The organism is Flavobacteriales bacterium, assembly GCA_013214975.1.
Classification (GTDB): Bacteria; Bacteroidota; Bacteroidia; order DT-38; family DT-38; genus DT-38.
Window position 1 is genome coordinate 1 of sequence record JABSPR010000440.1, and the last position, 7,997, is coordinate 7,997.

A 7,997-nucleotide genomic window follows, 5' to 3' on the forward strand; every position below is an offset into this window, starting at 1 on the left:
TACGGATATGGCTGTGCTGCCAAAGTGCATTTAGAGATTAAAGAAAGTATACATATAAAGAGTGCCATAGAAAAGTTAATTAAAGTTCCAGAAATAGACTTTATGTCTCTTAATTCAGGCATCCATAATTTAGAGGTAAACATTATATGCAAGGATAATAATCACCTAGTAAGACTAATTCATCAAAATATAAATACCCTTGACGGTATTTTAGAATCAAAAACAAGTATCTATCTAAACGATTATAAAGAGACGCATTTATCTCCCGACCACACATCATGGTCAAATAGAAACTCTAATGTTATACTGGATAAAAAGGATTACAAAATAATCGAATATTTGAAAGAGGACGGGCGAATATCATTTACTGAAATGGCTAAAAAAATAGGCACTTCTCCAAGCAAAATCCGACAGCGATATAACAATTTAGTAGATAATAAAGCATTAAAAATAATGGGCTGGGTTCCTCCAGTAAAAATGGGGTTTAATGCCTACGTTAGTATATTGGCTAGTGTACGACCAAAGAAAAAGATTCGAGAAGTTATAAGTAAGCTAGTTGAAATAGAGGAGGTAACTTTTGTAGCTACCATTTCAGGAGAGTATAATTTAGAGATTTGCTTACTATGTAACGACACCGAGCACCTTGAAAATGTTCTTCATAATACCTTATACCAAATTGAGGAAATAGACGAAACCGAAACCACCATGATATTCCGTGTACTTAAATGGGAAGGCTGTACCACCTACAAACCTGAAATGCTGAGTGCATAGTATTTATATACAAAAAAAGGGATTTGAATAAATTCAAATCCCTTTTTTTTGTGGGCCCTCGCGGGCTCGAACCGCGGACCACTTGATTATGAGTCAAGTGCTCTAACCAGCTGAGCTAAGGGCCCTAATAAAATAGACCATTACGATCTTTTTTATCGGACTGCAATTTTACATATTTGCTGATTGGAAACCTAATATTATTACCTAATTACAATGAATCTTAACGGGATCAATAACTTAATATTTGATTTGGGCAATGTGCTGATAGACATCAATCCAGCCCTTTCTACTGCTGCTTTCAAAAAACTAGGTGTCCTCGACATCGATAAATTTTACTCCATAAGTAAACAAAACCAACTCTTTGACAACCTAGAAACAGGCAAAACACCCAATGCCATCTTTAGAGATGAAATAAGAGGCTTGAGCGACTTAACGCTATCTGATGAGGAAATAGATAATGCATGGAATGCACTACTCTTAGAGTTACCCAATGAACGCTTAAAGCTTCTTGAAAAACTGGGAAGCAGCTACCAAATATATTTATTGAGTAATACGAATGCGATTCACATCGAATCCTTTAATAAGACTCTAGAACAAGAAAATAAAAAGGACTATTTCTATAGTCTTTTTAACCATGTCTACTACTCTCATGAAGTCGGGTTACGTAAACCAGGTGTAGAGATATACAAATATATTTTAGAAGAACAAAGTATGATACCTGAAGAGACACTTTTTTTAGATGACCTTCAAAATAATTTAGATGGCGCAGCCAAATTGAACATAAATGTTCAGCTTACTTATAGAAATATTATTGAATTGTTTAATGACTAGGAAGTAGACTACTTCTTAACGAAAGACTCCATCTGATTATCAAAATTCAGATAGTAGATTCCTTTTTTCAAGTTTGATACATTGATATTTGCATCCGCACCTTTTTTCACCAAGTTTCCATATTGATCAAAAATCTCATACATAGTGCTTGCTGAAAAAATGATTTCCTTATTCACTTTAACCGGAGAGAAAGTAGTTCGTGGATTCATTGAGTTGAAACTTGCATTAGGAGAATATCTAGGTTTTCTAGTAAAATCAACTTGTTTCACTCTGTACTTATTTTCTCCTGAATGATGAGCTACTTTAAAACTATAGTTGTGCGCTGCAGAAGTTCCTCTTCCTTCTACTTGACCTAACTTAATCCATTTGTTCCATCTAAACTGTTCGACTACGAAAGGTAATTCTCCAGATTCTCCATTTGTTGTCCATCGCAGTACTCCTCCTTTGTCAACTTTAATAGAAGCAACCTCATATGTACTTTTTGGTTTTAATACTTCTGGATTTAAAACCTTAGGAGTACAATCGTCTTTGTGTTTGATTTTAACTTCTACTTTTTGCCCTAGTTCTAATTGCAAAGCAGAGAAGTCTATTTCGAATGCACTTGAATTAAGTTCGTCGGTTGTAATCTCGTCATTAACATTAACCTCGAACGTACAGAATCCAACACCTGATCCCGCAAAAGGATTTAACACATACAGGTTCTTACCTTGATAAGTTCCTTCATGTAATATTATCCCCCCTTGAACGTTTATCGCTAAAAGTGTTAATGCTAAAAGATATACTATTCTTTTCATGTTTGTTATCGTACTACCTTCCTTTATTGTAGACTGCCTAATCTTGCAAAGCTAATCTCATTTTTCGCAATACCAAAGTAAATAAAAACTTTTATAACCGTCACATTAAAACCCATTTAACTGACTATAAACCATGTGCTTTCTTTTTAACTATAGAACCTATTTAAATAGTTTCCTTTTAAACCCTTATCAGCAAAAGAAACTAGAGAACATCAAAGCTATACCGTTTCCTGTTTTAGATCCTTTAAACTCTTTGCAGATTCATACATTGTTTTAGCTTGGCCTTCTCTAAAATCAATATCTGGAATATCCTGTAATTCATAAACAGAATTATCCGTTTTAACCAACATATAAAAATGATGTCTTGGCTGCAATCCAGATCCTTCTATTCCCATTGAATACAACAAACTCACAGAATCTTGAATTGCATAATTAGGAACCATTATACCTCCATTCTCCAAGTCCTCCATCTTCATGCTAATTTTGTAATCGGTTTCTACAATTTGTATACCATAAAATTCGCCCACTCTTATTTCAAGCGCGCCAAGATCACTATAGCCTATATGAATCGGTCCTAATGAAGAATCTGGTATTTCAATTTTTAATGGCATGTCGTATTTAGACAAATCCATAACTATCAATTTATTATTTTTCAAATACTTTCTATGTTCTGCTTCTTGAGCTAAAACATCTTGTTCAGAAGGTCCAGAATCACCACAACCTACTATAGCAATAACCGCAAAAATTGCTAACCATTTCAAATTCATCATGCTGTTAAAATATTTTGTATTTATTTAAGTTAAATATAGCACAATAATTTTATTGATTTATTCGAAATAAGAAGGTTTTAGTGTGTAATACTTAGGTACGGTTGTTGTACAAAGCAGCACATCAATATTTTTTACCTTTGCTAAATCATTTATGAAAGCAACTTCTATTTTTCTTCTAATTCTTGTTACCTATATAATATGTATAGAGGAGAGTGTTGCGCAAGAGAATATTCTTTTGGGAAAAGTAGTTGAGCACGACGAGAATGGCCATAGTCATTCCCTGCCAGGAGCTAATATTTATTGGCTTGGGATAGAAAACAAAGGAGTCGCGGCAGACAACGAAGGAAACTTTTCCATTCCGAATCCTGAAATATTTCCTGCCAGTCTTATCGTAAGCTTTATTGGAAAGAAAAATGACACCATACAGGTTATGGAATCTCCATCGGAGATACTTACAATCCTTTTAAAAAGCAGTCGTGAACTAGAAGGCATTATTATTAAAGGTGAACTAGATGCAACTAGTGTATCTCTATTCTCTAATATTAATACAGAAACTATCTCTTCTAAAGAATTAAAAAAGGCAGCTTGTTGTAGTGTTTCCGAAAGTTTTGAGACAACTGCAACGGTAGATCTTAAATTCGACGATGGCATTTCGGGAACAAAAAAAATCCAGATGTTAGGACTTGATGGAGTCTATGCACAAATTCTAAATGAAAATATCCCAATGATAGGAGGTCTTTCTTCTGGGATCGGCCTTGGTTCCATACCAGGAACATGGATAGAATCAATATCTGTTTCTAAAGGAGCCGGGTCTGTAGTAAATGGATACGAATCAATTACAGGACAGATAAACATCGATTTAATTAAACCAGATAAAACGGATCGCGTGTTTTACAATGTCTATGGAAACTCACAAGGCAATGTTCAGGTTAACATGCATCTCGGACATAAACTAGGTAAGAAAGAAAAATGGAGTAGTCTCATGTTCTTGCACATGGGAGATTTATCTGCAACAAATGACGGCAATAAAGACTCGTTATTAGATATGCCATTGTCAAGAAAGTACAGTCTGTATAATAGATGGAAATATTCAGGCGATAACTACCACAGTCAGTTTGGTGTTAAATACCTTAATGACCACCGTTTAGGAGGTCAGCTTGGGTTTGCAGTACCTCAAGCTACTGATACTATCCCTCCTAAATATGGAATTGGCATAGACGCCGAGGAGATAGAGATATTTGCTAAAAACGGTTACGTCTTTCCCGAACACCCTTTTCAAAGCATTGGCCTACAGGTGAGTGCAAAATCACACAGGCAAAACTCGTATTACGGGTACGGCTTGAATACATACAGCGGAAATGAAAATCGTTTATACGCCAATCTAATATATCAGATAGATAGCAAAGCAGGTGTAAATGCCGTTAAGTTCGGATCAAGCTATATTTATGATGACTTTAACGAAAGATTTAATGACACCACCTTCTTAAGAACTGAAATGGTTCCTGGTGTATTTACCGAATACACCTATAATAAAAAGAAAACTACAATCGTTGGTGGCATACGAGCAGATTATCATAACCTATACGGCCTTTTCATCTCTCCTCGTTTGCATTATAAATTCAACTTTAAACCAAAATCTACTTTTAGATTATCGGGTGGAAAAGGCTTAAGAACAGCCAACTTTTTCATAGAGAATGGTAGAGCACTAGCTAGTTCAAGAGAAATCGTTTTCCAGGAAGCGTTACTTCCTGAAGTAGCAACGAATGCCGGAACAAGCATAACGCATAAATTTAAATTCTTAAACAAACCTTCTTCTATTAATGTAGACTATTACTTTACAAACTTCGAATCGCAAGTAATTGCCGACTACGATACCGATGTGGATAAGGTATTTGTATACAATTTGGAAAAGGAAGCCAAGTCCTTCTCGCATAGCTTCCAAATCGACTTTGATTTTGAAATTATGAAAGACTTTGAAGTTAAGCTAGCCTACAAATATTACGACGTCCAAATCACCTATAATGGATCAACTATGAGCAGGCCTCTTATCCCTACCGATAGAACCCTTGTTAACCTTAATTACAAAACAAAAGATGATAAATGGAATTTCAATTTGACCAATAAATACTTTGGCACTAGCCGGATTCCAAGTACAGAAGAGAATCCAATAGAATTCCAATTAAAGAAAAAATCTAATCCGTATTTCATGTTTAACTTTCAGGCTACGAGGAAGTTCGATAATACAGAATGCTATGCTGGAATGGAAAACATTACGAACTATGTACAACCAAATGCGATTATAGATGCTAAGAATCCATTTGGAGATTATTTCGACGCCTCACAAATCTGGGGACCATTGGCAGGTAGAATGTTCTACTTGGGAATGCGATTAACGATTAAATAAAAATCATGAAAATATTTATATCTAAAGTCACACTGATAATAGCTGCACTATTTTTCTCAATTAGTTTAACTGCGGTTGCAGGAGAAGAAGCAACGTCTATACTGATAAAAACCTCCGCTCAATGCAAGATGTGCAAAGCAAGAATTGAGAATGGATTGTTGTATGTAAAAGGAATTAAGAATGCTACGGTGGATCTTGCCACCAACAATGTCATTGTGAAATTCAAGCCTTCTAAAATTAATCCGGATGAGATTCGGAAAGCTATAACGTTAATTGGCTACGATGCAGATGAGATGCAACCTGATAAGGATGCTTATGAAAAGCTAGATGACTGTTGTAAGAAGCCTTAAGGCCAATTCATTCTAAAACTGTCAATTCGAGTGATTCAGCATAAGCTGGATTGTATCGAGAATAAAGTTTTAACACCACAAGCCAAATAATAGAGATTATTGGGTTCTCGATATAAATCCTTAAGAGTCAGGATTCACTCGAACGGACACTAATTTCCATTGAATTATAGTTAGCATCCCAACCTGAAAATGTCAAGGCTAATTCTATATTAAAATATTTTTGAGGAGGCTATTTAAAAGAGTCACAAAAGCTTTGGACAAAAAAAGAGGGGTATCATCAGATACCCCTCTTTTAATCTTAAATCGAATGCTTATGCAGTAACAGGAGCTAGCTCCGCTTTTAATGCAGCAAGACATTTATCAACGTTCTCTTCAGTTGCAGAGCCGCCCATCAAGCCAATTCTCCAGATTTTTCCAGCCATTGGTCCTAAGCCACCACCAATCTCTAATTGGTGATCGTTCAATAATTTTGTTCTTAATTCTAAATCGTCTACACCTTCTGGTATGTTGATTACATTACACTGTGGCAATCTATCAGACTCAGCAACAAAGAAAGTTAAACCTAACGCTTCTAAACCTGCTTTTAATCTTTCATGACATGCTAAGTGACGAGCAAATACTGCTTCAGCACCTTCGTTTGTAAACAATCTCAACGCTTCATGTAATCCGAATAATGCATTTACTGGAGCTGTGTGGTGGTAAGATCTTTTACCTGTTCCACCCCAGTAAGCCATTACTAAGTTCAAATCCATGAACCAACTCTTTACTTTAGAAGTTCTTGCTTCAATTTTAGCAACTGCAGCAGGACTTAGAGAGATTGGAGACAATCCAGGAACACAAGCTAAACATTTTTGAGATCCAGAATAGATAGCATCGATTCCCCATTCGTCAACTTTTACTGGTAAACCACCTAAAGAAGTAACCGCATCAACGATAGTTAACATACCTGCATCCTTAGCCATTTTACATAATGCCTCAGCATCAGATAAACATCCAGTAGAAGTTTCAGCATGTACAAATGCGAATAATTTTGCATCTGGGTTAGCATCGATAGCAGCTTGTGCTTTACTTAAAGTAATTGCAGTACCCCAATCGTCTTCTACCATTACAGGAACACCACCGTAACGCTCACAGTTTTCTTTCATTCTGCCACCGAAAACTCCGTTTGCACAGATGATTACTTTATCACCTTCTTCAACCAAGTTTACGAAACAAGTTTCCATACCTGCAGAACCAGGAGCAGAAACAACCATCGTTAATTGGTTTTTTGTTTGAAATGCACCGTGTAACATTTCTTTTACTTCATCCATCATTTGGATAAACTGTGGATCTAAGTGACCAATGGTTCCCATTGATAAAGACTCCAATACTGATGGGTAAACCTGAGTAGGTCCCGGGCCCATTAGGGTAACTTTTTTTGCTATGAACTTTTCCATAATTAATTTCTTTGTTTTTTAAAAAATTTAAGGGTTGCAAATATAAAAATAAAGCCCATTCAATTGAATGAATGGGCTCTAAATTTTGTACTTCAGTACTTATTTAAGTATAGTTTAAACACAAAGCTTAAGCAACACTAAATTGGTCAGATGTATTTTTAGCACCTCCTGCTTTTAGGGCTTGATCACCAGCAAAAAATTCCTTGTGATCGTCTCCCATATCAGATCCTGCCATACGTTGATGTTTTACACAAGAAACACCTTTTCGCAATTCTTGACGTTGTACACCTTCTACATAAGCCAACATTCCTTGGTCACCATAGTAACCTTCAGAGAGGTTGTTCATACTCAATGCTGTAGTATGGTATGTAGGCAGTGTAATTAAGTGATGGAATACGCCAGACTCTCTAGAAGCATCTGCTTGGAAAGTGCGAATCATTTCATCTGCACGATTAGATAACTCAGTACCATCATACTTAACATCCATTAATTTTTCACGCTCGTAAGAAGACACATCTTCTCCAGCTTCTACCATAGCATCAAACGCTTGCTTACGGAAATTAATAGTCCAGTTAAAAGAAGGAGAGTTATTGTATGCCAACTTAGCGTTAGGCACTTGCTCTTTAACACGGTTTACCATA

At 35.9% G+C, this 7,997-nt stretch carries 8 protein-coding genes and 1 tRNA gene; 4 read left to right on the top strand and 5 right to left on the bottom strand.

Translation table 11 applies throughout. The features are described from left to right. Positions 1 to 771: Lrp/AsnC ligand binding domain-containing protein (locus tag HRT72_13655; GenBank protein NQY68755.1), on the top strand; the 771-nt coding region annotated here is incomplete at its 5' end. A 51-nt stretch (positions 772 to 822) separates the two neighbouring features. On the opposite strand, the gene HRT72_13660 is transcribed toward HRT72_13655, so the two are convergent. Continuing rightward, positions 823 to 896, bottom strand: a tRNA-Ile gene (locus HRT72_13660). A gap of 88 nt (positions 897 to 984) precedes the next feature. On the opposite strand from HRT72_13660, the gene HRT72_13665 reads away from it, so the two are divergent. Further along, positions 985 to 1,602, top strand: coding sequence for an HAD family phosphatase (locus HRT72_13665; GenBank protein ID NQY68756.1), 618 nt, complete (start codon positions 985 to 987; stop codon positions 1,600 to 1,602). Positions 1,603 to 1,610: 8 nt separating this feature from the next. Here HRT72_13665 and HRT72_13670 read toward each other — a convergent pair whose 3' ends face one another. Next, positions 1,611 to 2,396: a T9SS type A sorting domain-containing protein gene (locus tag HRT72_13670; protein NQY68757.1), complete on the bottom strand. Its 786-nt coding sequence runs from the start codon at positions 2,394 to 2,396 to the stop codon at positions 1,611 to 1,613. A gap of 218 nt (positions 2,397 to 2,614) precedes the next feature. Next, entirely contained in the window at positions 2,615 to 3,166 is a 552-nt protein-coding gene (locus tag HRT72_13675) for a hypothetical protein (protein NQY68758.1), read from the bottom strand. Positions 3,167 to 3,317: 151 nt separating this feature from the next. On the opposite strand from HRT72_13675, the gene HRT72_13680 reads away from it, so the two are divergent. Both HRT72_13680 and HRT72_13685 read left to right on the top strand, forming a co-directional pair. After that, positions 3,318 to 5,570, top strand: a complete 2,253-nt coding sequence (locus HRT72_13680) for a carboxypeptidase-like regulatory domain-containing protein (GenBank protein ID NQY68759.1) — start codon at positions 3,318 to 3,320, stop codon at positions 5,568 to 5,570. A 5-nt stretch (positions 5,571 to 5,575) separates the two neighbouring features. Then, on the top strand, positions 5,576 to 5,920 hold the full coding sequence (locus tag HRT72_13685) for a heavy-metal-associated domain-containing protein (protein NQY68760.1): 345 nt from the start codon (positions 5,576 to 5,578) through the stop codon (positions 5,918 to 5,920). A gap of 311 nt (positions 5,921 to 6,231) precedes the next feature. Here HRT72_13685 and HRT72_13690 read toward each other — a convergent pair whose 3' ends face one another. After that, a complete protein-coding gene (locus HRT72_13690) occupies positions 6,232 to 7,323 on the bottom strand; it encodes an alanine--glyoxylate aminotransferase family protein (protein ID NQY68761.1) in 1,092 nt (363 codons plus the stop codon). Positions 7,324 to 7,483: 160 nt separating this feature from the next. Continuing rightward, on the bottom strand, positions 7,484 to 7,997 hold a 514-nt coding region (locus tag HRT72_13695; GenBank protein ID NQY68762.1), incomplete at its 5' end, for an isocitrate lyase.